Source organism: Streptomyces sp. NPDC002573, from assembly GCF_042889625.1.
In the GTDB taxonomy this organism is placed as follows: Bacteria; Actinomycetota; Actinomycetes; order Streptomycetales; family Streptomycetaceae; genus Streptomyces; species Streptomyces gibsoniae.
Genome location: NZ_JBIARC010000015.1, coordinates 66,900 through 89,322, shown reverse-complemented (window position 1 = coordinate 89,322; position 22,423 = coordinate 66,900). Strand labels below are relative to the sequence as shown.

Genomic DNA, 22,423 nt, shown 5'->3' with positions numbered 1-22,423 from the left:
CACTGAGAGCCACGGCCTCTCAGACGGGAGGAATCGAGTCCCAGCGCAGGGGCCGACAACCGTTGCCTCGCGGTCGCACGGCTGCCTATCGTCGAATAGTCGACCGGTCGGCTAGTGATTCTTCCTCCGGTCCTGAAACAGTCCTCCCACCTCGAAAGTGAAGATCACCGTGAGCATTGCGCAGCAGAAGGTCGCCGTCATCACCGGCGCGTCACAGGGCATCGGCGCCGGACTGGTGGACGGCTACCGGGCACTCGGGTACGCGGTCGTCGCCACCTCCCGCACCATCGCACCCTCGGACGACGCGGAGGTCGTCACCGTCCAGGGGGACATCGCGGATCACTCCACCGCCGACCGTGTCATCTCCGCCGCGGTGGAGCGGTTCGGCCGGGTCGACACCCTGGTGAACAACGCGGGCATCTTCGTCGCCAAGCCCTTCACCGACTACACCCTCGACGACTATGCGGCCGTGATCGGCGTGAACCTGAACGGTTTCTTCCGCATCACTCAGCTGGCGGTCGAGCAGATGCTCGCCCAGGGCGGCGGTCACATCGTCAACATCACGACCAGCCTGGTGGACAGCGCTGACTCCAAGGTGCCCTCGGTGCTGGCCTCTCTGACCAAGGGCGGCCTGCAGTCCGCGACCAAGTCCCTCGCCATCGAGTACGCCCGCCGCGGCATCCGCACCAACGCGGTGTCGCCGGGCACCATCAAGACCCCCATGCATGCCGAGGAGACCCATGAGTTCCTTGCGGACCTGCACCCGGTCGGCCGGATGGGCGAGTTGAGCGACATCGTCGACGCCGTGCTCTACCTGGAGCAGGCCCCGTTCGTGACCGGCGAGATCCTCCACGTCGACGGAGGCATGAGCGCGGGCCACTGAGCCGGGCGCAGCCCCGAACCGGCCGGGCGGCACCACAGCCGCCCGGCCGCCCGCCCCGCCCCGACCTCGAACTCGCCCGACCGGAGGGATCCGATGTACAACACGACAGATGCGGGCTGCGAACCGGTCCTGCGCCAGGTGCTCGACCAGTGGAAGGACGCCATCGAGAGGCACGAACCCCAGCGGGTGGCCTCCGTCTTCACCGAGGACGCGATCTTCCAGGGACTGCGCCCCTACAGCGTCGGACGGCCGGGCGTCGCGGAGTACTACGACTCCCAGCCCCTCGGAATGACGCTCGACTACCGGATCCTCGAAACCAGACGCCTCGGCGAGGACCTCGTACTTGGCTATCTGGCCGTCGACTTCATGTTCGTCGACCGTCCCACGAAGAGACTCAACCTCGGCGTGCTGGTCACGCGCGTCCAGGACCGCTGGTACATCAGCCACTACCAGGTGTCCGGCCCCCTGCCGGACCACGGCTGAGTACGTACCGGCCGCTGATGTCGGGGGGTGGCTCCCCGCTGACCGCCAGCGGGGAACCACCCATTGTGCCGGGTCGGTCAGGCGTTGGCGCAGATCGCGTACACCGTGATGCCTACGCTGGAGTAGTTGTTCTGCCGGCCCAGGCCGACCCAGCCCGTTCCGTTGTCGGTGGGGAAGCTGCCGACCAGAATCGCGTCGTTGCCCTGAGCCTCGGCGCCGCCGCCGATGACCCTCTTGCCCGCCGGGCAAGAGACCGTGCGGCGTTGGAAGTTGGGCACATTGGCGCCGGGGAGCCTGACGATCTGGTAACCGTCCACGGCGGCGGCCCGTGCCGGACCTGCCTTGCTCGCCGTGATCTGGTCGGTGGCGGACTCGCCGGTGGTGGCCTGGGCAGCCCATCCGAGTCCGGATACCAGGGCCAGGGCCAGTACGCCCGCGCCGATCGCCTGCTTGCCTCGCATAGGTGTCCTTATCGTCCTGTGGGGTTCCGAAGACGGGAGCCCCTTCGCTGACGATCGTCTCGGCGTCGGACGGCAGTTGGGCCATAATTCGGCCCAAACGCACCTAAGGGGCGAACAGGGGGCAGAAGGGCGTACATAGGCGGACGTATGACGAGGTGAGCGCGCTACAACGAGGCATGTGCGCTATCGCCGCGCACGCCTCTCATCACGGGACGACGGTGGCCTGGCCAGGGTGCGACGGGGCCGGTTCATGAGGCGTCGGCGTCGCGTTTGCGCGCCGGCGCGTTCGCGTCCGCACTACGGCCTTCGTCGATGAGTGCGGTGAAGGCGTCGAGGAGGCGTTGCAGGCCGAAGGTGTACGCGTGATCGGGGTCGTAGGCGCTGCCGTGTGCGGCGCCTGCCGCCGCTCCGACGCGGACGGCCGTGGGGTAGGCGTTCTCGTCGAGGACCCGGGCCAGGGGCGGGGCGTTCACCTCCCACCACTGCTGGTCGTTCATGGCGCTGTCGTGCTGGGCGGCGCGGGCGTCGGCGGCTGTGCGGGCGCATGCCTGGACGAAGGTGAGCAGATAGGTCAGGCAGTCGTCCATCTCGACGTCGCTGAGGCCCAGGCCGTCGAGTGCGGACAACTCGTGCTCGTACTTGCCCATCAGCCCCGGCCCGAGCGGAGGCCTGGCAGTGGACACGGCCGCGGCCCAAGGGTGCTGTTCGAAGAGGGCCTTGTTCTCCTCGGCGACGGCCATGACGCGTCGGTGCCAAGCCTGTCCGGTGGTGTCCGTACGGGGCATACGGGCATAGGCGGCGTCGAGCATGAGGTCGAGGAGTTCGGCCTTGCCGGGGACGTAGGTGTACAGCGTCATGGGCACCACGCCGAGTTCCTGGGCCACTCGGCGCATGGTCACCGAGTCCAGGCCCTCGGCGTCGGCGATCGCGGTGGCTGCCTCGACCACCGCGTCCACGCTCAGCCCGCGGCGTGGACCGCGTCGGCGGTCGGGGGCGGAGCGTCGCCACAGCAGTTGCAGGGTTCGGGCCGGGTCGCCCGCGCTGGTTCGTTCCGTCGGCACGGGGACAATCTTCTCGTACGAAATCTCTGTACGTTGTATTCTATACGACGTACAGAGATGTGCGATGCGCAGAGTGCACGTGCCACCGGGCATCTGAGACGCGTCACCTCTGAAGGAGTCCCCGTGAAGGTCACTTCCAGCGCCGTGTCGCTCAACGTCGACGACGTCCCCGGCTCCGCCGCCTTCCTCCTCGAACACTTCGGCTTCCGAGAGGAGATGAGCGCCGACGGGTTCGCGTCCCTGACGCGTGACGACGTGGGCATGAACGTCCTGTTTCTGCGGCGAGGGCTGGCGACGCTTCCGGCGGACCAGCGTGAGGAGCACGCCGCGGGTCTGATCCTCGCCTTCGTCGTCGACGACCTCGAAGGCGAACTGGCACGCCTGCGCGCCGAAGGCGTCACGATCACCATGCCGTTGACCGAAGAGGAGTGGGGCGAGCGCGCCTTCCAGGTCCGCGACCCCAACGGCGTCATCGTGCAGCTGGTCGACTGGAACGCGGCCGCCGGACGCTGAGCCGACCAACTCCACTGCCCGCCAGACCGTACCCGGAGGACGTCGGGCCTTCCGCGCCGACGGGGTGGCTCAGCGCGGTCGTGCGCCTGCTACGAGGCGGTGCCATGTCGACGGACGGCCCTCGGCAACGGCTCGCCCGGCGTCGGCCCGACGCCGGGCGAGCCCGACGGCCTCCCACACCAGGGCGGCACCGGCCACCAGAGACAGCAGCAGATAGAAGACGAACAGCTTGTGCAGGTCGTCGAGGAAGTACCAGACCGATGCGGTGGCGCTGAACCAGAAGGCGACCAGTGAGCCGCCACCGCGCTCCCGGCTGCGTGCCGCGCCGACGAGGCAGCAGACGGCGGTCAGCCCCAGCAGGGCTGCGATGCCGACGTACGAGTGGTCCCACCCGTCGTTGGCGCGCCGCAGTTCGGAGTTGACCGCCACGGCCTCGGCCACCGGCCCCCAGCCCACCGCGCACGACAGGCGTGCCGACCACGGAAGCGTCACCACGCCCAACACGGCGGCGGCGACGGCCACGTGGCCGAAGTGGTCCGTCTCCACCAACTCGCCACGCGCGCACAGCCACGACAACAGACAACCGAGCACGGCCAACGCGCCCTGGGCCGAGGGGCGCAGCGATATCCGGAACCGCTCCCGCAGCGGGGTTCGACCGTCGGAGAGAGGAGCCGGGCCAACAGGGGCGGCGGCCTGGACCGTCGGCATGGCCGCCTGTGCGAGGGCGTCGGCGAGCGCCGCACGCATCTGCCCGGCGTCGGCGAACCGCTCCTCCGGGTCCTTGCGCAGGGCGCGCTGGATCACCGCCTCCACGGCCGGCGGTATCTGCGGCCGGAGCTGCGACACCGGCTCGGGTTCGGCGGACAGGTGCTGATGCATGACGGCGAACGGTGAGGCACCACGGAACGGCGGCCGGCCGCTGAGCAGTTCGTACAGCAGGCACCCCATCGCGTACAGATCCGCGCGGTGGTCGACCTCCGCCCCGTTGATCTGCTCGGGCGAGAGGTACGCGGGTGTGCCGATGGCCGCACCGCTGCCGGTGATGCGGGTGGCGGCTTCGGTGAATGCCTTCGCGATACCGAAGTCGAGGACCTTCACGCTGTCGGGCCCGGCAAGCATGATGTTGGACGGCTTGATGTCCCGGTGCACGATGCCGCGCTCATGACTGTGCCCCAGCGCGTCCAGTACCGCGCACGCCGCGTTGATCGCCTCCACGACGGGCAGCGGTCCGTCGCGGAGGGCCTCGGCGAGGGTGGTGCCCTGCACGTACTCCATGACCAGGTAGGGCCGTGGGCCGTCCGGGTCAGGCTCCTCGCCGACGTCATGGATGGTGGCCACGGCCGGGTGGTTCAACGCGGCGGCCGCGTGTGCCTCACGCCGGAAGCGGGCTCGCGACTGAGGGTCGTGGGCCAGCGCGGGGGAGAGCAGCTTCACCGCTACGGTACGCCGGAGCCGCTGGTCCACTCCTCGGTGGACCGTTCCCATACCGCCCTGCCCGAGCCTCTCGATCAGCTCGTACCGGCCACCGAGGACCGTGTCCCGCCCCACTCGCGCCTCCCCGTACATCGCGCAACCGGACGCAGCTTACGGTGTGTGCAAGCGGTGGCCTGCGCCGAGGGTGGGACGGCGGGTCTGCTGCATGTGCCCCGGAACGCGTCAGGCTGTCAGCCTCTCCAGGCCACGGCCTGTGGGCGCGACCTCCAGTCGTGTGTAGTACTCCGTGGCGAGGATCCGTCGCCGAGCCTCGGCCGACAGACGGGACAGGATGCCGGGGAGCGGGCGCTCGCGAGCCACTTCGCTTCGGTGCGCCAGGATGGCGGACCACTTCTGCTCCAGCCACGGACGCACGTCGACCGTGGCGGTCACCCACTCGTCCGGCACGCCGAGCACGGACTTGCCGACCCGGGTCATGAGCCCGCCCAGCTCGGCAACGCCCGAGTGCGGATGCGTGGCCAGGTAGAGCGCGCCGGGCTGCCACGGTTCCCCCGCATCGGGGTACCGGTGCTCAAGTCCTGCGGCCTGCACGGCGAGCAGGGTCACCCGGTGGGTGTGTACGTGGTCCGGGTGGCCGGACAGACCGCCGTACGCATCGTGGGTCACGACGATGTCCGGGCGGACCTCACGCAGGTGCCGCACGAGCTTCTCGACGGCCTCGTCGAGGGGAGCGTCGCAGAACCGTGCCCGACCGGGCGCCGACTCGGGTACCCGGGCGTCCGCGTACCCCAGCAAGCGGGGCTCACCGGCTCCCAGAATGCGCAGGGCGTCGGCGAGTTCCGCGGCACGATGGCTGCCCGAGGCCCAGGTCGCGGTGACAACGGCGGTGCGTGCTCCCGCGTCGGCGTGCTGCGCGAGCACGCCGCCGGCGACCAGGGACTCGTCGTCCGGGTGCGCGAAGACCGCGAGCAGGCTCGGTGGTTGTGAGGGGGATGAGGGCGACGAAGGGGATACGGTCACAGGGCGAAGCCTCTCTCGTGGCACCAGAGGTGCGCGAGTGCCAGCCCGGTCGGGTCACCGTGGGCTCCCGTCGGCGCGCACCGGCGGCTCGACGAGCTGCCAGGACAGTCGGCCGCAGCGCGTGGCCGCCCGCTGTGCGCCGCCCGGGTCGATGACCAGCGGATAGCTGCCGGGCTCACCGGCCCCACGCTACCGGACAGCGACGTCCTGGATCTCGTCCCAGATGTCACGGGGTCCGGAGGTGGTGACGGCCCACAGACCGGTGCCGTCGGGCCGAACCCGCAGCCATGAGCCGCAGCCGGGCGCACCGATCACCAGCTGATCGGGCCTGGCGCCGAAGTCCCGCACCAACCCGCCGTACAGATGGCCCACGGCCAGCTACAGGCCCCGCGCGGTGTCGGCCGGCGGGGCAGTACGGCTCCGCCGAGTCGTACGGCCCGGCTCGCCGGCGATCCGTTCCAGGAACGCCCGGCTGAGAACGATCCGCTCCATGCCGTGCCCGGCACGGTGCGCGAACTCAACGGCCCGAAGCTCCGCCGCGATCCGTCCGTCCGGTTCCCGGGTGACGACCGCAAGCCCGGGCCACGACGGGGACGCGGTGGTGACGTGCAGGAGGAGGCGGCCTCCGGGAGCAAGCTGATCGACCAGCGCATCCGGCACGCGAGGCACCGCGAACGACACGAAGATCCGGTCGTACGGCGCGGAGGAGGGCAGGCCCTCTTCACCGGCGCCGCACACCACGGCCGGCCGGTAGCCGAGTTCGCCGAGGCGCGTTCTGGCTGCGTCCACGACGTGCCGGTCCCTGTCGAGGCTGACCACGCCCGCGTCCCCGCACACATGACACGCCACCGCGGCGGTCACCCCCGCGCCCGTGCCCACGTCCAACACCCGCTGTGCCCACCGCAGTTCCAGCTCCTGCAACAGCGAAGCCGTCACACTCATCACCGTCGACATCGACGTGATGGACCCCGTCGACCGGGCACCGCGTGTCCGGCCCAGGATCGGCTCCCCGTCGTGCTGGATCAGCACACTGCCCCCGCCGTACAGCACGGCGAGAAGCTCCTCCCGGTCCCGGGGCGTGGCCCAGTCCAGCAGGTCCCACCGCGGCGGCTGTTCGCCGGCGGCGCTGCGCCGGACGTACGCCTGCGGAATCAGCACCTCGCGCGGCAGCGCCAGCAGGGCGTCCCGCACCGGGCCCTTCCCCAGGGCCCCGGACCCCGCCAACTCGGCGACCATCTCCGCCCGCGCGGCGACCGGATCCGGGGTCACCGTGCTTCCCAGCCCATCTCCGTGTACAGCCGACCCGCGCGGATTCCGTCGATCGCCGCCCGGGCGTAGGGGACGAGCGGCTCGGGCAGTGCGTCCGGCCGCCACCACTGCCAGGTGAGGCACTTGTCGGGCTCGCGCAGCTCCGGCGTGCCCTCCCAGCGGCGGGCCCGGAAGACCAACTGCAGCCGAGGCCGGCCGCCCGGCGTGTGGACGAGGTGTACGGCGTGCACGAACTCCACGTCGGCGGGGGCGATGACAAGGCCGGCTTCCTCGAGGGCCTCCCGGACGAGACAGGAGACGGCCTTCCCTGTCAAGTCAGTGTGATCAGGCTCGGTGGAGGAACTGGCACGGTAGTCAACGTGCCTCGTCCCACCGAGGGGTACAGGCGCTGCCTTCAGTGGATGCTCAGCCCAGTGCATTCAGGAAGACAGCGCCGTGTCCTGGTTAGGGAAATCTCCGCTTCCGGAGGCTCGCCCGCCACTGTTCGATGCGGCGGATCAGTTCACAGGGAGCGGGCTCGCGCCCCGTGCCTGCCCTCCGGTGGCGACTGCCCAAGGGGGCTGACGCCCTGGCGTAGCGGCCTTCAACGATCGGAGAAGCAGCTGCAGCATCCGGAATGGTTCTCCAGTGGATCAGAGGTCGAGGACCAGGCGGTCGCCTTTGGCTCGGGAGACGCAGATCATCATGGTGTCGCCTGCGGCGCGCTCCTGGTCGTCCAGGACCGAGTCGCGGTGGTCGATCTCGCCGGACAGCACCTTCGTCTCGCAGGTTCCGCAGATTCCCTCCTTGCAGGAGCTCATCACCGGCACACCGGCAGCCTCGACGGCCTCAAGAATGGACATGTCCTCAGAGACCATCAGCTTCCTGCCGGACTGGGCCAGCTCGACCTCGAAGCTGCTCTGCGGGCCGGCCGTGACATCCTGCTTCGGGGCGAAGCGCTCCAGGTGCAGAGATCCGCTCGGCCACTTCTCGCAGCCGGCCTCGACCGCCGCGAGCAGCGGTTCCGGACCGCAGCTGTAGACGGCTGTCTTCCGTTGCGGCTTGCCGAGCAGCGAGGGAAGGTCCAGCAGCCCGTATTCGTCCTGCGGCCGCAGGCTCACCCGGTCTCCGTAGGCCCGCTGCAGAGTCTCACCGAACGCCATCGAAGCTCGGGTGCGGCCCCCGTAGACGAGGCGCCAGTCGGCGCGGGTCGCGTTGACGGCTGCCACCATGGGCAGGATGGGGGTGATCCCGATTCCGCCTGCGATGAACAGGTAGTTTTTGGCCTTCACGAGCGGAAAGTCGTTGCGTGGCCCGCGGATGCGTACCGACTCACCTTCCGTGAGCACGTCGTGCACGTAGCTCGACCCGCCGCGACTTTCCGGTTCACGCAGCACCGCGACCTGAAGACAGGACCGGTCCCCCGGGTCCCCGCACAGTGAATACTGCCGGACCAGGTCGGCCCGCAGTACCAGATCGATGTGGGCTCCCGGCTGCCATTCCGGCAGCGGACGTCCCTGCGGGTCGCGCAGCGTCAGCATCACGACACCTTCGGCCATCGTTTCCTTACGTTCCAACACGAGGTCGAGCTCGGCTTCGGTGCTAAGTGTGCTCATGATCGGCCTTCCATTTCTTGCGGTGATGATTCGGTGATGCGTCCTTTTCTGAGCGATCAGGACGGGAAGCAGCGGCCGAAGTCGCGCAGGAGTCGGGGTGAGCCCTGCAGCTTGATCTGCCGGCGCACCAGTGCCCACGCCAGCAGTGACGGATTGCTGAGGAATCGCAGCCAGGTGCGCGTGTCGGCGGTGATCCTGAGATCCGGCTCACCGTGATGTCCGTCGGTGACATCGAGTTCGCGGTCGCGGATGGTCACGGTGATCTGCCTGGACTCGTCGCCGGTGAAGGTGAAGTGATAGGTGGCGGACATGTCCTTGGCCTGTTCGCGCTGAAAGATCAGCGGCAGGCCCTCCACCAGACCGTCGATGCTGTTCGCGCGCAGGCTCATCGCGACATGCTTCGTGCGCTTGTTGGGGAACCGGTCGGCCACCTGCTGTTCGGCGTCGGAACCCGGGACGACGTAGACGGTCTCTTCTTTGTCCATCAGTGGGCGCACGACCTGGGTCAGATGTGCCTTGCGATCGTCCAGCCAGGGGCCGATGACGTCCTCGCCGGCCGGGCAGACCGACATGCAGTAGGCGGCTTTGTAATTGGCGCCGAAGGAGAGGCTTTGCCACATGGACGCGCTCTCGCTGTCGCTCACTCGCGAACGGTAGTCGTGGGCGTTACGGCTTTCGGCGACCTGTTCGGCCCAGTCACCGAAGCCACCCATGAACTCGCGGTAGTTGTGTGTGTAGCAGGCGGAGAAGTTGAAGTGACCGTCGGAGGCGATCGCCCCGGTCGGGCAGGCTGTCACGCACAGCTTGCATTCCAGGCAGGGGTTGTACTCGATGGGCCGGGTGTATTCGCTGACCTCGGCGTCGATGAGGATGGTGCCCAGCAGGATGAAGTTGCCGAATTTGGGGTGGATGACGTTGCGGTGGATTCCCATCTTGCCGAGCCCGGCAGCCACGGCAACCGACTTGTGCGAGACGACCCATGTTTTCCTGGGGAACTTGTCCATCTCCATCGGAAAACCCATCGCGGGGTTGAGGGCGCGCACGCCCATCGCCTCCAGCTTGCCCACCACTTGCCGGCCGACCTCGTTGGAGTGGTCGCCGGTGTGATGGAATTCCAGGTTGGCGACCGAGCGCGAGGGAGTGCGGATGTTCTCCCGGTTCATTCGGGTCACGAAGCTGATCAGCACTCGGACACCCGGCAGCGCGGCTTCCAGGTCTGCTCGCTGGTCGGCGATTTCCGGTCGGTCGATCTCGACGAAACCGACGTCGTCCGCACCCGCGTCGAGACAGAGCTGCCGCAGCCAGGACGCGTCCAGTGGCTCGGCGGACCGGGTGACGCCGCGGTCGTGCCGCTGGCGGACTTTGACGACGGTGGGATGGTCGTCGAGCTTGTTCTTGCTGGCCATCGTGCGTCCTTTCCTGTTTCTAACCTGGTGTCAGGTGTGCAGTGACCGCTTGTGCGACGGTGTCGCGCACCTCGGTATGGGTGGGGGTCGGCAGGCCGCGTTCGGTGGCGAGTTCGGCCAGTGAGGTCATCCGGACGCCGGGCAGGGCACAGGCGGTGAAGGTGGTGTAGACGCTCAGGTCGGGGTCGATGTTGAGGGCGAAACCGTGGCTGGAGACGCTCCCGCTGATGCGCATGCCGATCGAGGCGAGTTTGCGGTGATCGGGGGTCCACGCGCCCACCAGGCTCTCGGACCCCGGCGGCGTCTCGCGGCGGACCGCTGGGAAACCCAGGCTGTCCAGTGCGTCGATGAGCGCCTGCTCGACACGGCGGATCAGCCCACGGGGGCCGAGCTCGCGCACGTTGAGTACGAGGTAGCCGATAAGCTGGCCGGGACTGTGGTAGGTGGCATGTCCGCCACGGTCTGTCTGCACCAGGTCGATGGGCGAAGCCGCGTCGGGCAGTTGGCTGTTCGGCGTCCGGACGGTGTAGGTGATCACCGCAGGATGCGTGAGCAGGAAGAGCCGGTTGGCGCCGAGTCCCTGTTTGCGCTCCTCAACCCAGCGGGCCATGTCCGCCTGCGCCGCCGCGTAGGGTATTTCTCCCAGGTCGACGCGTTCCAACTGCCGGTGTGACGGTTGTTCACCCACGGATCTCGGCAACATCACCCCTCGTCCCCTCCCTCATGACCGCGGTTCGACCGCTCGGCGACTCGGCCAGTCGCCAGTTTCTGGATACTCGGATGGTTCTGCAGCGCCCACCGCACGGTCTTCGGCGCGCGCCCGAGCAGGGTTTCCAATTGGTCGGTGACGCCGCGGTATCCGCCACCGCCGACCAGCCGGGCGAGGGTCTTTATGTGCTCCGCGGTGTGCGGAAACTCGGCCAGGGCGGGGTCCACGTAGGTCTCGTTCCAGGTTTCGACCTCTTCGGGCACGGCGATGACCTGGCGTCCCAGCACGGCCCCGAAGTCCTCCGCGAACCCGTGCATGTCCTTCAGTTCCGGACCGGTGAGCTCGTAGGACTTCGAGATGTGCGGCGCCGGGTCGGCCAGGATCTTCGCGCACGCCTCTGCCACGTCGTAGCCCGCGACGGGCGCGAAGCGGTGGTGGCCGAAGGGCAGGCGCAGTTCACCGTCGCTCAGCGGGGCCAGGGCCAGCCAGGTCATCAAGGGGTTCTCGACGAATATGGCCGCCCGTATGTTGACGGTCGGGAGGCCGGACCACTCCAGCACCCGCTCGGCGACCCAGTGGGCGCGCTGCTGCGGCGACCAGTTGGCGACGAGTCCGCCGAGCCATGCACGCCGTTCCTCGGCCGGTGCGGTCATCTTCTCGAACGTCATGAACGACTGCTCGTACTCGGACATGTTGACGAAGACCTCGATGTCGCCCTGGGCCCGCGCCGCCGCGGCCATCAGGGTGACGGCGTCGGTGTAGTACGGCGACAGGCTCATGCTGAAGTAGATGCGCCGGACGCCCTTCAGCGCGGCTGTCACGTCGGCGATGGTGAGCAGGTCTCCGACGAAGACCTCGGCCCCGGCCTGGCGGAGCGACTGCGCGCGTTCGTCGTCCTGCCGGACGAACGCACGCACCGGATGCCCTTGGTCGAGCAGCATGTCGACGATCGTTCGGCTCACTCCGCCGATATGACCGGCGGCTCCGGTGATCAGGATGGGATGGCGCTCTGACATGGTGATTCCTTTGTCTGGTTGGAGGTGCGGCTGCATGGAATGGCCGATGCGGCCGGCGATCGTTTTGGGTCGGAAGCGGTCGATGACGGTGAAGCCGCCTGGCTCGATGGCCGCCTCCACGCGTGCCTTGGGCCCTCTGCCCACCGGACTGTGCCGGCCAGGCGGATTCTGCGCAGTGTCACCGGGGCGCGGGGCCGTCGATGTGGGCGAGGAAGTCCAGGAGCGCGGCGTTGGTCTCCGCGGGACGCTCCTGCTGCGTCCAGTGCCCACAACCCTCAAGCACCACCACGTCATGCAGGTGCGGGACAGCGCTCAGCAGGTTGTCCGGCCCGCCCTCGCCTCGGAGCATCTCGCCCAACGAGGGGCCCCCGTCCGGGCTGCGAAATGAGGTGACCATGTCGCGGTCTCCCACCACGTACAGCGCGGGAACGTCGATCCCACGCCCCCGGAATGCGGCGAGCAGTTCGTTGTTGCGCTCGATGTTCCGGTACCAGTTGAAGGCTCCGGTGAACGCCCGCTCGCCGTGGAGAGCGAAGTCCTCGGCGTACGCCTGGATGTCCTCCTCGGTCAGCCAGTCCGGCAGGTCGGGTGAGGCCGGCATGGTGTCCAGCAGGCCCAGACCGTCGGGTATGACCAGCGGGCGGGGCTTGCTGCCGAGCGGGTTGTCGCCCGAGGCGCCGACCAGGAGGCGGCGGAAGGATTCCGGGATGTCCTTGGCGAACTCGGCGTCGGCGACTCCCGGCTGCTGGAAGTACACCTGGTAGAAGCCCTCGCCGTACTGGGTACGGGTGATCGAGGGCGGGACCATCCCGCCGGGCAGGATCGGCGGGACACTGAGCCCGGCCACCGCACGGACCTTGTCGGGGCGCAGCATCGCCGCGGTCCAGGCAACCGGTGCGCCCCAGTCGTGTCCCACGACGACCGCCTGTTCCTCGCCGAGTTCCTCGATCAGGGCGATCACGTCGCCGACGAGGTGGAGGAGGGTGTACGAGGTGACGTCCGGCGGCTGCTCGCTGCGGGCATAGCCGCGCTGGTCCGGGGCGACGACCCGGTACCCGGCCGCTGCCAGCGCCCCGAACTGGTGACGCCAGGAGTACCAGCTCTCCGGCCAGCCGTGCAGCAGCAGGACCAGCGGCCCCTGCCCCTGCTCGGCCATGTGCAGCCTGATCCCGTTCACGTCGACGAAGCGGTGGGTGAGCGAACTTTCCATGACAATTTCCTCGGATTCGGTGAGGGCGTGCTACTTGTTCAACTGCGGGTAGAGGGCCTCCAGATCGGCGGACAGCTGCGACTTGACCCAGCGGGTGGTGTCGTCGGCCAGCACCTCGTGCGCGCCCGCCTCGATGCCGTCGAGGGCGGCTACGGCGACGTCGCGGGGGTCGGCCTTGGGTGCGTCGAGGCCCGCCGTCATGTCCGTGTCCACGTAGGCCACGTGAAGTCCGGTCACCGCGAAGCCGCGCGGCTGCAACTTAAGACGCAGGGAGTTCGTCTGCGACCACAGGGCGGCCTTGGAGGCGCCGTAGGGCGTGCCGTCGGCCAGCCAGGACAGGGCGGAATGGACGTTGAGGATGTGCCCCCGCCATTGCGCTCGATGATCGGCACGAAGGCCCGGGTGACCAGCAGCGGCCCGTAGAAGTTCGTCTCCACGTCACGGCGCACCTCCTCCATCGGTGAGTCGAGGTACGAGGCGCGGACCGAGGCGCCGGCGTTGTTGATCAGGATGGTGACGTCCTGGGCCTGCTCGGCGGCGGCCGTCACGGATGCGGGGTCGGTGACCTCAAGAGCCAGCGGAACGGCACCGGGGTGCGTCACCGTGCGCGGGTCACGCGCCGTGGCGTAGACCTTGCCGGCCCCGCGCCCGTAGAGCTCCTCGACCAGCATCTTGCCGATGCCCCGGCCGCCCCCAGTGACAAGGACAGTGGCGCCTTCGATTGCTGTCACGACTGCCTCCACAAGCCGGAAACCGATCGGTTTCTCTTACCGTAAACCGATCGGTTTTTTCGTGCAAGTCGGGTCATAGTCGTACGAAACGCGTCAGCAGCCATGAGGGAGCGATGACCACACCCGGAGTCCGGCGGAGAGACTGAGGTGGGCCTTGCAGAACCAGAGCATCTCGTCCTGCGCGTAGGTCTGGATCTGCCTCAGGTGCTGGCGCAGGGCCTCGGCCCCTGTGATGACCTCGAGCAACTGGCCGGCGTCGTGCCTGCGCATCGTGTCCTGGTAGGCCTGGATCAGACGAGTGGCCTCGAGCCTGGCAAGCTCCAGCGTGTCGGCGCTCCGCTTGAGCCGGGGAAGCAGCGCCCCGTCCGGGGGAGCGGCCCGGAACACCGGGGGTGCCGTCCGTATGACTTGCGAGGCCTTTGAGGGCCAGTGAGTCGAGAATGCGCGCCGCGTCCGCGTCGGTCAGACCCGCGCGCCGGGCCAGGTCCTCCGTGGTGGCCCGGCCGGACGTGACGAGCAGCCGGTAGACGGACTCCTCCTCGTGCGAGATACCGGCGACCTCCAGCACCACCGACGCCTCCCGGTTCCTGGGCTTCAACGGTTGAATACCGGACTACATGGGAGGTGTGGCACAAGGGGCCGTCGATGCGGCCGGCCCGGACGGGACATGCCGCGACGGCGCGCCGCTCCGCCCCGGCGGGCCCGCGCTGGCGGCCGTGAGGCAGCGGGGGCTACGCCGCCTCCACGGTGTCCATCTCGAACCACACCGTCTTCCCCCGGCCGCTCGGCGAGTTCCCCCAGGAGGAAGCCAGGGCGGACACGATCACCAGCCCCCGTCCTCCCTCCGCCTTGTCCTCGTCGGGACCGAGATCCACGAGCATGGCGGGGTGGGAGTCACTGTCCCGTACCTCCACCCGGAGATGGTCCGGGTACCTGCGCAGACACAGGTCGACGTCGCTGTCCCCGTGGACGAGCGCGTTGGTGACGACCTCCGACGCCAGCACCTCGGCGGGATCGGACAGTTCGGGCAGATGCCAGTTGTCCAGGGACGCGGTGAGGAAATGCCGGGCGCGCCGGACGCCCTGGTAGTCGTGGCGGTGCAGGTGCAGCCGTCTGATGTACTCCTTCACCTCCACCGAGGGGCCTTCGTACCGCAGCAGCAGAAGCGCGGCGTCGTCCGCCCGCGGGGTCCCCCCGACACCGGAGCCCATCAGCCGGTCACCGAGCAGTTCCAGTTCGTCCCCGGAGGCCGCGACAGCCGCTTCCAGCGTCTCCCGGGTCAGCTCGCCACCCCTGCCCGACAGCCCGTCCGTGTACAGAACCAGCAGCGTCCCCGGTTCCAGAGTGAGGATGCCGGGTTGATACGACGGACTCGCCTCGACTCCCAGCGGGACGCCGATGTCGGCGACGGCCGCCGGATACGCGCCGTCAGCGGTTCGGATGACCGGGCGCGGATGACCGGCGCTGACGATCTGGGCCGTGCCGGTGTCGGGGTCGAGCCAGACGCAGCAGCAGGTCGCGAAGTGATCCGTCTCGAAGTCGACCATCAGGCGATTCGCGCGATACAGCACCGTGCTCGGGTCGTGGCCCTCCAGCGCATAGCTGCGTACCGCACTGCTGAGCTGCCCCATCACCACGGCTGCCGCGGTGTTGTGGCCCTCGACGTCGCCGACCACCGCGGCCACGCCGCCGGAGGGGAGCGTGATCAGGTCGTACCAGTCGCCGCCCAGCTCGATCGCGCCACTGGGCGGCTCGTACCGGCTCGTGGTCACCACACCCGCGAGCTGGGGAAGCATCCGAGGCAGCAGGGCCTGCTGCAACTTCTGCGCCAACGCGTGGCCGGCGTCGTACAGCTGGGTGCGTTCGAGTGTCTGGCCGAGCAGCGTCGACAGAGTGGGCAGGGGCGACAGGTGCGTGGCCACCGGGCGCTGCTCCGGTGCGAGCCCGATCGAGCACGTGCCCAGTGCGTGGTCGCCCGCCAGCAGCGGGAGCACGACCCACACGTATTCGTCACGGCCGTCCCCTGTCAGGCGGCCCTGCCCGGACGGCCGGCCCCGCTCTCCGGCCTCGTGGATGATCTGCTGCTTGTGCGCGATGGCCTCGGTTTCCGGGGACTTCGTGCTGACAGAGATTCCGTTGACGGCTTTCAGGTACTCCTTCGAGCAGCCCGACGCGCCCACCACATGGAGCCGATCGCCCTCGATCAGGCTGATGGCCACCGCTCGGGCGCCGAATCCGGACATCAGGCGCTCGATCGTCCGCGCCACCGCGTCCCTCGTATGCACGACCGACATCAGGGAAACGGCCAGCTTGTGCAGGTGAAAGATGAAGGGTGCGCTCCACTCTCCTTCCATCGGGGCGGCCTGGCCGGTCTCCGCAGCGGCACCGCTCTCAGGAGAGACGACCAGCGGAAGCTTCGGAGGAGACAGAGAGACACCGCGGTGGGCAAGGCGGTCCAACTCGAACGAGAGATGTCGGGCTGCTCGGCGCAGGTAGTCCGTCTCCTCCGTCGACGGCTCCTGAACGTCGCGCGGCAAGAACACCACCAGCACACCGAACCGCCGCGCTCCTGCCGCCAGCGGTGCGGCGGCCACGAGGGGCGGAGCAGCCGCGTAGACCCCGAAATCGAGATGCTGTGCCGCTATGTCGTAGGCGCGGTCCGTGCAGATCCGCCCCGTTCGATGGGCCCGGACGGAGGGAAGGGTCAGGTCATCGAGGGGCAGACGCTCGGGTGCGATCAGGCCCAAGGGCGAGGCGACGACCACCGCGGCCGCCAACACCTGATCCCCGGGCGCCGCGAGATAGACGGAGGCGGCCGACGCGTGCAGGTCGCGCATGCAACGGCGAGCCACCGACACGAACAGGTCGTCGCGGCCCGCCGCGTCGGTTGTGGTGCCGGCGCCGGACGACGGCTGAGAAGGGGATGCCGGAGACCGCATGTCACTCGCCCCAGTGCTTCGCAACACCTTCGTTCACGGTACTACGGGCCACACTGCCGGGCCTGCCGGCGTTGGACAGAGGGTCGAGCGGTGTCCGGTCGAGTCGAGCGGTGTCCGGTCGCGGGGTGTCAGCCGAGCGGGTCGGCCGTGCTGCGCAGTGTGTCGAGGACCGAGGCGTACATGCGTGCTTGATGGTGCCGAGGGTCTCGCCGGCCTTGCTCAGCTAGGACTCGGCGATCTCCACGGCGGTAGAACGTACGGCGTCCTCGTCCACCGCCCGGTCGACGATGCCGGCGGCCGTGGCAGCCGACCCGCCGTAGCGGCGGCCGGTGACCATGGCCTCGTGCGCGGTCCCCGGCGCCAGCCGGGACCGGATCAGGGCGGCCATGCCGGGCGTGAAGGGGATGTTGATGTCGGCCTCGGGCAACCCACCCCCGGACGGGGCCACGGTGCGGAGCGGCCCCGGTGTGCGTCACCCTGCGGGACGGCAGGCGCGCACACCATCAGGGCTCGGCGACGGTACCTTTCCCCCGGGGGCCGTCGCCGAGCCTCTGTGCGGCCTTCGGGTGTCCGCTCCGTCGCGTGGGCAGCGCCAGCCGTCCCGGCCAGCCCGGAAACCGATCGGTTTATGTTTCACCCGAATCGAGTTAACCTCACACTATGAGCACCGAAGTAAAGGCAAGTCCCCGAGAGCGACTCCTGGAAGCGGCGGCCACACTTACCTACCGAGACGGCGTCAGCATCGGCATCGAGGCGCTGTGCAAGGCAGCGGGGGTGTCGAAACGCTCCATGTACCAGCTGTTCGAGAACAAGGACGAGCTGCTGGCAGCGAGCCTGGAGGAACGGGCTTCCGCCTTCGTGGCGACACTCCTGCCCGCGGCGGACGATGGCCGTTCACCCCGCGAGCGGATCCTGCACGTCTTCGAGCAGGTGGAACTGCAGGCGGGTGCGCCCGAGTTCCGGGGCTGCCGGTATCTGGCGGTGCAGATCGAGCTCAAGGACCGGAGTCACCCTGCGAGCCGGGTGGCCCACCGGGTCAAGGAAAACCTGAGGGCCTTCTTCCGGGCCGAGGCCGAACAGGGCGGAGCGGATGATCCCGACCTGCTGGCCCGACAGCTCAGCCTGGTCTTCGACGGCGCCAGCGCCCGCGCGGGGATCGGAGCCGACAACCTCACCGGACTCATCGCCCCCACGGTGGCCACCCTGCTCGATGCGGCAGGCGTGCGCTGACGCACCACCTTTTCGAGCAGGCCCCGGCGACCGATGCGCAGGGCTGACGCCGGTCTCCGGCAATCCGGGCAACTGTGACGGATTACGGCTTTGCTTCCCGGCGGTCGAGGGGAAGCCCGATGGTGAGGGTATTGATCAGCATGCCGTGCGCGAGGAAGGCCGTGGCTTCCTCGGCATCTGCGCCCAGCGGCAGGCGCACGGTTTCCCAGCCTGATCCAGTCGGCCCGGACGAGTTCACCGATCTGGTCATCGCCCTGTGCCTCGGCGGCTGCCACGAGGGCGTATCCCTGCATCTGCATCAGTAGCGTTTCCGGCTGCTCGGAGATCAGTCGCGCGTAGGCGTTCGCCATGGCCTGGAGGGCCTGCTCGCTGCCCTCCACCCCTTCGGCGGCGCGCTCGAAAGCTAGCCGGGTGTCTTCCATACTCCGCGTCAAGGCGGCGGCGAAGATCGCCCGCTTGCCCGGAAAGAGCCGGAAGAGGTACGGCTGCGCGACACCGGCGCGATTGGCGATCGACTCGGTGGAGGTGCCGTAGTAGCCCCTGAGGGCGAACTCGGCGACGGCTGCGCGGATGACACTCTGACGTCTCTCCTGCGCGCTGATCCTGCCCATGCCGCCATTCCTGTCTCGCGCCGGTCGGGGGTACTCCCTGGACTTGCAGCCGGAAACCGATCGGTTTACAGTTGTGATCGGTTTCTCAGTGAGTCGGGAATCCATGATGAGTACACATCGGCCGGTGGCACTCGTGACGGGTGCGTCATCCGGCATCGGGAAGGCAGCAGCGCTCGCGCTGGTCGAAGCGGGGTTCGACGTGGTCGGCACAAGCCGCGACACCTCCCGCGTCACCCCGCCCGACGGCGTGACCTTCCTCGACCTCGACGTGGCCAGTGACGCGTCGGCCACCGCCGTGGTCCAGCAGGTGCTCGACCGGTTCGGGCGGATCGATGTCCTGGTCAACAACGCAGGTACGGGCTTGATGGGCGCGGCCGAAGAGAACTCCATCGCGCAGGCCCAGGCCGTCTTCGACGTCAACGTCTTCGGCGTGATGCGAATGGTGCAGGCGGTCCTGCCGCACATGCGGGCCCGTGGACGCGGACGCATCATCAACCTCTCCTCCGTGGTCGGCTTCCTCCCTTCGCCGTACATGGCCGTCTACGCAGGGTCTAAGCACGCGATCGAGGGGTACTCCGAGTCCCTGGACCACGAGATCCGCGAGCAGGGTGTTCGGGCACTTCTCGTCGAACCCGCCTACACCAGCACCGGTTTCGAGGCCAATAGCCCGCGGCCCGACACGCCCCTACAGGTCTACGCTGCCCAGCGGCGCGCCTTCGACGACATGTTGGAGACAGCGATCAAGAACGGCGACGACCCCGCCGTCGTCGCCAAGGTAATCGTCGCGGCGGCGACCGACCCGAAGCCGAAGCTGCGCTACACCGCAGGTCCCCTGGCCGGACGCGCCAGCGCACTGCGGCGGCTCGCACCTGCCAGGGTCTTCGACAAGCAGGTCCGCAAGCTCAACCGGATGGCCGGCTGACGCCTGCCCGCACCCAGCTCACCCACGAGAAAGAGACGCACAGGGCCTGGGCCAGCAGGGCACGGTTCTTGGGCCCCTGGATCCATGATCACGCCCAATCCGCGACACGATCTGGGTGGGACACGGCCTCTGCCGACACAACTGCGCTCTCCCGGCCCGCGACCTCGACCACGAGCTCGGCAACCGGTCCGTCGACATCTCCGCTCGCGTCCAGTCTTCCCGAGCCGAGGACTACGTCCGAGAGTTCAACACCGCCCATGCCCCCTGACGGCGCGAGCCCGCTGTCCGCGAGTTCATCCAGCGGACCCGCAAGGAGCTTGGCGCCGCCGCGTGACGGCCTGCTCTCTTTAATCGCCGGACGGGCGGAGCGGGATGACATTGCCGGGGGCAGGCTGGCCCTGGCTGTCGGGTTGCCGGAGGATGAGGACGGCTGCCGCGAGGGCCATCTGCTCCGCTCGATGCCGGGACGCGGCCTCGGCAGCCCGGGAGTCCCTGAGAGCTTCCTTCAGGCGGACGACCTCTTTGCGAAGCCGCCTTTCGACTTCCGGCGTCTGGTGCGTTTCCGTACGCACCCGCGCGTAGAACTCCTCCTTGAGGTCGGCGTGGCGCTTTTGGAGAGCCATGCGGTGGACACCGGCCTCTGCGGCGAGCGCGACCACTGTGAGGCTGCCGTTGGAGCTGGTGGGCTGGCCGGCCAGGAGGCGGTCCATGGCCGCGCGGATGCGGGAGCGTTCGTCCTCGTGCTGGTGGTTCATGCGATGGCCTCCTCGGCGGACTGGGCAACGGAATCGTGGGCGTCGGCGAGAGCGCGGAAGCGGTTGGCGGTCCTGCGAAACCGCTCACCCAGGGGCTGGGGCACGAGGGCTGCCTTCGCATCGAGCCGATCAGCGTGCTCTCGCGCCGCCTGCGCGTGGCTGTCGGTGCGGACCGCGTTGCCGCAGCCGAGCTGGCAGGCGAACTGGTTGGGTGCCGTCGCCCCTGGGTCCGGATCGCAAAGGGCCGTGTCGCGCTTGAAGGCGCAGATCAGGAACGCGTCTGGGTTGTCGAACAGGACGATGCCGTCGCGGGCCAGGTAGGCGGTGGCCTTCATGGCGAAGGTCTTGGGGACCATGCGGCCCTCGAAACGGGGGGCATGGAAGGTAGCGGTGATGGCCCGGCGGGCTGCCGGGCCAGAGATTCTTTCGCCGGCGGCGATCCGGTCGCGCAGGTGGGCGGCTGTGTCGGCAGCGGCGAGGGCGGTCTCGACGTCGAGTTCGCTGTGAATGCCGCGGCGGCTGCGGGTGCCGTAGCCGCTGGAGGCGCGGGCGTCGAGGACGGTGCGCATGTGGCCGTACTGGATGGCGAGAGCGATCAGTCCACCCGGGCGACGCGCGATGTGCCAGGCCAGGCTGCGACGGAACCTGGACAGGCCGATCGGTCCGTGGGGGTCCTCCGGGATGACCTGGTTCGGCAGGCCCTGGAGAAGGGCTTCATGGTTCGCCCAGGCCACGAAGTCCTCGATCTTCCGGCTCAGGGCTCCGTACTTCAATGCGCCGCGATAGCCGCGGGAGTGGGGGAAGTCGTGGTGCGTCGCGCTGAGAAGGAGTTCGCCCTCGGGGACCATGCGTTCCAGGACGCGGATGGCGTGGACGACGGGCGTGATGGCGACCCAGGGGACTTCGCGCTCTTCTCCGCCGGAGACGTGATGGCCATCGTCGTCCGTGACGTTCTTGTAGTGGTGGCTGCGGATCAGGTGCCGTCTCGGAGTGCCGTCGGGTGCGGGGTCAGGGTCCGGGCAACAGCCCGAGCGCAGGCTTTCCAGCGGCGGGACTGGGCAGCGAACGCCGAGGCAAGCGAGCGCTGCAGCGGCTCCGCGACCGGCAGCTCGGCAAAGTCGTACCTCTGCTCGTAACCGGCCTTGTTGACCACGGTCACGACCAGACCGTCATGAGCCAGCGGATGCGCGACATGGTGGTCAGCCGGCGGCAGGACGGCCCGCCGTCCCCGCCCGCTCACGACGCCACCCCAACGAGGGTGTCGATGTCCTGAATACCCGCCGTCTCCCGGGCCAGCCGGGAGAAGACGCCGTCCAGATTCTCGACGGCCCTTCCCTCGTCGGTGGTCTCGGCTGCCGCGAGGATCGACTCCAGCTGCAGGTGAGCGACGGGGGCTAATGGTGACGTCGGGTATTGGAACTGTCTGAATGCCTCGGCTGGTCTGCGGGGTTACTGGGGGAGCCGTAGCTCCTGCGACGTCTGTTCGGCATCTGCGTGGAGTCCGGAGCAGAGCAGGTTGAATGCCTGGAATGCCGCGGTGGCGACACTGTCGCGGGCGTCCGTGGGTGATTCGCCGGACAGGATGCGTCGTTGTAGTTCGCGCAGGGCTGCCCGGTGTATGCCGGCGATGGCACCTGCGAGGAGTGCGGGCATCAGGTGGTCGGCCGGATCCAGTCCGTTGGCGGTGTTCGCCGGATGTTCGGCCAGGGCGGTCGTCAGCGCGTCCTCGGCGTGTTCGCTGATCTCGCGTTCACGTGCGCGCAGTGCGGCGCTGTCGTGGATGACCTGCCAGAACCGGGGCGCGTCGGGGTGGAGCCCGAGTGTGGGGTCGTCGTGCCGCAGGGCGGTCAGCAGGTCGTTGCGGATGGTCTCCACTGGGCAGGTGCCGGGTGGACGGTTGTGTACCAGTGTGGCGAGATGGCCCTCTACCTCTGCCTGGCGGTCGAAGAAGAGGTCTTCCTTGGCGGGGAAGTAGTTGAACACGGTGTTGGTGGAGACGCCTGCGTGCCGTGCCACCTCGGCGACCGTGACCTGGTCGAAGCCGTGCTTCAGGAAGAGAGGCAGGGCCGCGTCAGCGATCGCCGTGCGGGTCTGCTGCTTCTTGGTCTCTCGAAGGCCCATACCCAGATGATAGTGTCACCACAAAATTGTAGTGACGCCAAGATTTTCGGGGTG

Annotated in this window: 23 protein-coding genes and 4 pseudogenes; 5 read left to right on the top strand and 22 right to left on the bottom strand. The window is 68.7% G+C overall.

From position 1 onward, the window contains the following. The first annotated feature begins 169 nt into the window (after nt 1-169). Both ACFYX0_RS16890 and ACFYX0_RS16885 read left to right on the top strand, forming a co-directional pair. Nucleotides 170-883: an SDR family NAD(P)-dependent oxidoreductase gene (locus ACFYX0_RS16890; RefSeq protein ID WP_388970957.1), complete on the top strand. Its 714-nt coding sequence runs from the start codon at nt 170-172 to the stop codon at nt 881-883. 93 nt (nt 884-976) lie between these two features. After that, nucleotides 977-1,366, top strand: coding sequence for an SgcJ/EcaC family oxidoreductase (locus tag ACFYX0_RS16885; RefSeq protein WP_388970955.1), 390 nt, complete (start codon nt 977-979; stop codon nt 1,364-1,366). 77 nt (nt 1,367-1,443) lie between these two features. Here the strand turns inward: ACFYX0_RS16885 and ACFYX0_RS16880 are convergent, their stop codons facing one another. Beyond that, complete coding sequence (locus ACFYX0_RS16880; protein WP_388970953.1) at nt 1,444-1,827, bottom strand: hypothetical protein; 384 nt, start codon at nt 1,825-1,827, stop codon at nt 1,444-1,446. A gap of 248 nt (nt 1,828-2,075) precedes the next feature. Further along, a complete protein-coding gene (locus tag ACFYX0_RS16875; protein WP_388970951.1) occupies nt 2,076-2,888 on the bottom strand; it encodes a TetR/AcrR family transcriptional regulator in 813 nt (270 codons plus the stop codon). Nucleotides 2,889-3,011: 123 nt separating this feature from the next. Here ACFYX0_RS16875 and ACFYX0_RS16870 point away from each other — a divergent pair, with 123 nt between their 5' ends. Beyond that, entirely contained in the window at nt 3,012-3,401 is a 390-nt protein-coding gene (locus tag ACFYX0_RS16870) for a VOC family protein (protein ID WP_388970949.1), read from the top strand. Between the two features lie 69 nt (nt 3,402-3,470). On the opposite strand, the gene ACFYX0_RS16865 is transcribed toward ACFYX0_RS16870, so the two are convergent. The 15 genes and pseudogenes from ACFYX0_RS16865 to ACFYX0_RS16795 form a co-directional block, all read right to left on the bottom strand. Further along, nucleotides 3,471-4,949, bottom strand: coding sequence for a protein kinase (locus ACFYX0_RS16865; protein ID WP_388970947.1), 1,479 nt, complete (start codon nt 4,947-4,949; stop codon nt 3,471-3,473). 108 nt (nt 4,950-5,057) lie between these two features. Next, on the bottom strand, nt 5,058-5,855 hold the full coding sequence (locus tag ACFYX0_RS16860; protein WP_388970945.1) for a PIG-L deacetylase family protein: 798 nt from the start codon (nt 5,853-5,855) through the stop codon (nt 5,058-5,060). A 189-nt stretch (nt 5,856-6,044) separates the two neighbouring features. After that, complete coding sequence (locus tag ACFYX0_RS16855) at nt 6,045-6,203, bottom strand: hypothetical protein (protein WP_388970942.1); 159 nt, start codon at nt 6,201-6,203, stop codon at nt 6,045-6,047. A gap of 30 nt (nt 6,204-6,233) precedes the next feature. Continuing rightward, entirely contained in the window at nt 6,234-7,124 is an 891-nt protein-coding gene (locus ACFYX0_RS16850) for a methyltransferase domain-containing protein (RefSeq protein WP_388970940.1), read from the bottom strand. Then, nucleotides 7,121-7,438, bottom strand: coding sequence for an NUDIX domain-containing protein (locus ACFYX0_RS16845; protein ID WP_388970937.1), 318 nt, complete (start codon nt 7,436-7,438; stop codon nt 7,121-7,123). Before ACFYX0_RS16845 ends, ACFYX0_RS16850 begins: the two co-directional genes overlap by 4 nt. A 318-nt stretch (nt 7,439-7,756) precedes the next feature. Beyond that, nucleotides 7,757-8,719 carry a PDR/VanB family oxidoreductase gene (locus tag ACFYX0_RS16840; protein WP_388971065.1) on the bottom strand — a complete coding sequence of 321 codons (963 nt, stop codon included), beginning with the start codon at nt 8,717-8,719 and terminating at the stop codon, nt 7,757-7,759. Nucleotides 8,720-8,775: 56 nt separating this feature from the next. Then, nucleotides 8,776-10,125 (bottom strand): SCP2 sterol-binding domain-containing protein, encoded by a 1,350-nt coding sequence (locus ACFYX0_RS16835; RefSeq protein ID WP_388970935.1) that lies wholly within the window; start codon nt 10,123-10,125, stop codon nt 8,776-8,778. Nucleotides 10,126-10,144: 19 nt separating this feature from the next. After that, entirely contained in the window at nt 10,145-10,813 is a 669-nt protein-coding gene (gene lipB / locus ACFYX0_RS16830) for a lipoyl(octanoyl) transferase LipB (protein ID WP_388970933.1), read from the bottom strand. A 14-nt stretch (nt 10,814-10,827) separates the two neighbouring features. Continuing rightward, the gene (locus ACFYX0_RS16825; protein ID WP_388970931.1) at nt 10,828-11,850 is read right to left on the bottom strand and encodes an NAD(P)H-binding protein; all 1,023 of its coding nucleotides are present in this window, start codon (nt 11,848-11,850) and stop codon (nt 10,828-10,830) included. Between the two features lie 178 nt (nt 11,851-12,028). Continuing rightward, nucleotides 12,029-13,060: an alpha/beta fold hydrolase gene (locus tag ACFYX0_RS16820; RefSeq protein ID WP_388970929.1), complete on the bottom strand. Its 1,032-nt coding sequence runs from the start codon at nt 13,058-13,060 to the stop codon at nt 12,029-12,031. A 30-nt stretch (nt 13,061-13,090) separates the two neighbouring features. After that, nucleotides 13,091-13,791, bottom strand: a pseudogene (locus tag ACFYX0_RS16815) (SDR family oxidoreductase). Between the two features lie 93 nt (nt 13,792-13,884). Next, nucleotides 13,885-14,178, bottom strand: a complete 294-nt coding sequence (locus ACFYX0_RS16810; protein ID WP_388971076.1) for a hypothetical protein — start codon at nt 14,176-14,178, stop codon at nt 13,885-13,887. A gap of 61 nt (nt 14,179-14,239) precedes the next feature. Continuing rightward, a pseudogene (locus tag ACFYX0_RS16805) lies at nt 14,240-14,359 on the bottom strand (TrmB family transcriptional regulator); the annotation flags it as partial. 163 nt (nt 14,360-14,522) lie between these two features. Further along, on the bottom strand, nt 14,523-16,628 hold the full coding sequence (locus ACFYX0_RS16800; RefSeq protein ID WP_388970927.1) for a SpoIIE family protein phosphatase: 2,106 nt from the start codon (nt 16,626-16,628) through the stop codon (nt 14,523-14,525). Nucleotides 16,629-16,858: 230 nt separating this feature from the next. After that, nucleotides 16,859-17,157: pseudogene (locus tag ACFYX0_RS16795) on the bottom strand (enoyl-CoA hydratase-related protein); the annotation flags it as partial. 233 nt (nt 17,158-17,390) lie between these two features. Between ACFYX0_RS16795 and ACFYX0_RS16790 the strand changes: the two are divergent. After that, nucleotides 17,391-17,960 (top strand): TetR/AcrR family transcriptional regulator, encoded by a 570-nt coding sequence (locus tag ACFYX0_RS16790; protein ID WP_388970925.1) that lies wholly within the window; start codon nt 17,391-17,393, stop codon nt 17,958-17,960. An 82-nt stretch (nt 17,961-18,042) separates the two neighbouring features. Here the strand turns inward: ACFYX0_RS16790 and ACFYX0_RS16785 are convergent. After that, nucleotides 18,043-18,571 (bottom strand): annotated as a pseudogene (locus ACFYX0_RS16785) (TetR/AcrR family transcriptional regulator). 106 nt (nt 18,572-18,677) lie between these two features. Here ACFYX0_RS16785 and ACFYX0_RS16780 point away from each other — a divergent pair. Further along, nucleotides 18,678-19,493 (top strand): oxidoreductase, encoded by an 816-nt coding sequence (locus ACFYX0_RS16780; protein WP_388971063.1) that lies wholly within the window; start codon nt 18,678-18,680, stop codon nt 19,491-19,493. A 347-nt stretch (nt 19,494-19,840) separates the two neighbouring features. On the opposite strand, the gene ACFYX0_RS16775 is transcribed toward ACFYX0_RS16780, so the two are convergent. From ACFYX0_RS16775 to ACFYX0_RS16760, 4 genes are all read right to left on the bottom strand, one after another. Beyond that, nucleotides 19,841-20,248: a hypothetical protein gene (locus tag ACFYX0_RS16775; RefSeq protein WP_388970924.1), complete on the bottom strand. Its 408-nt coding sequence runs from the start codon at nt 20,246-20,248 to the stop codon at nt 19,841-19,843. Continuing rightward, entirely contained in the window at nt 20,245-21,096 is an 852-nt protein-coding gene (locus ACFYX0_RS16770; protein ID WP_388970922.1) for a hypothetical protein, read from the bottom strand. Before ACFYX0_RS16770 ends, ACFYX0_RS16775 begins: the two co-directional genes overlap by 4 nt. A gap of 125 nt (nt 21,097-21,221) precedes the next feature. After that, nucleotides 21,222-21,488 carry a hypothetical protein gene (locus tag ACFYX0_RS16765; protein ID WP_388970920.1) on the bottom strand — a complete coding sequence of 89 codons (267 nt, stop codon included), beginning with the start codon at nt 21,486-21,488 and terminating at the stop codon, nt 21,222-21,224. Nucleotides 21,489-21,697: 209 nt separating this feature from the next. After that, nucleotides 21,698-22,369, bottom strand: coding sequence for a TetR/AcrR family transcriptional regulator (locus tag ACFYX0_RS16760; RefSeq protein WP_388970918.1), 672 nt, complete (start codon nt 22,367-22,369; stop codon nt 21,698-21,700). Nucleotides 22,370-22,423: the final 54 nt, after the last annotated feature.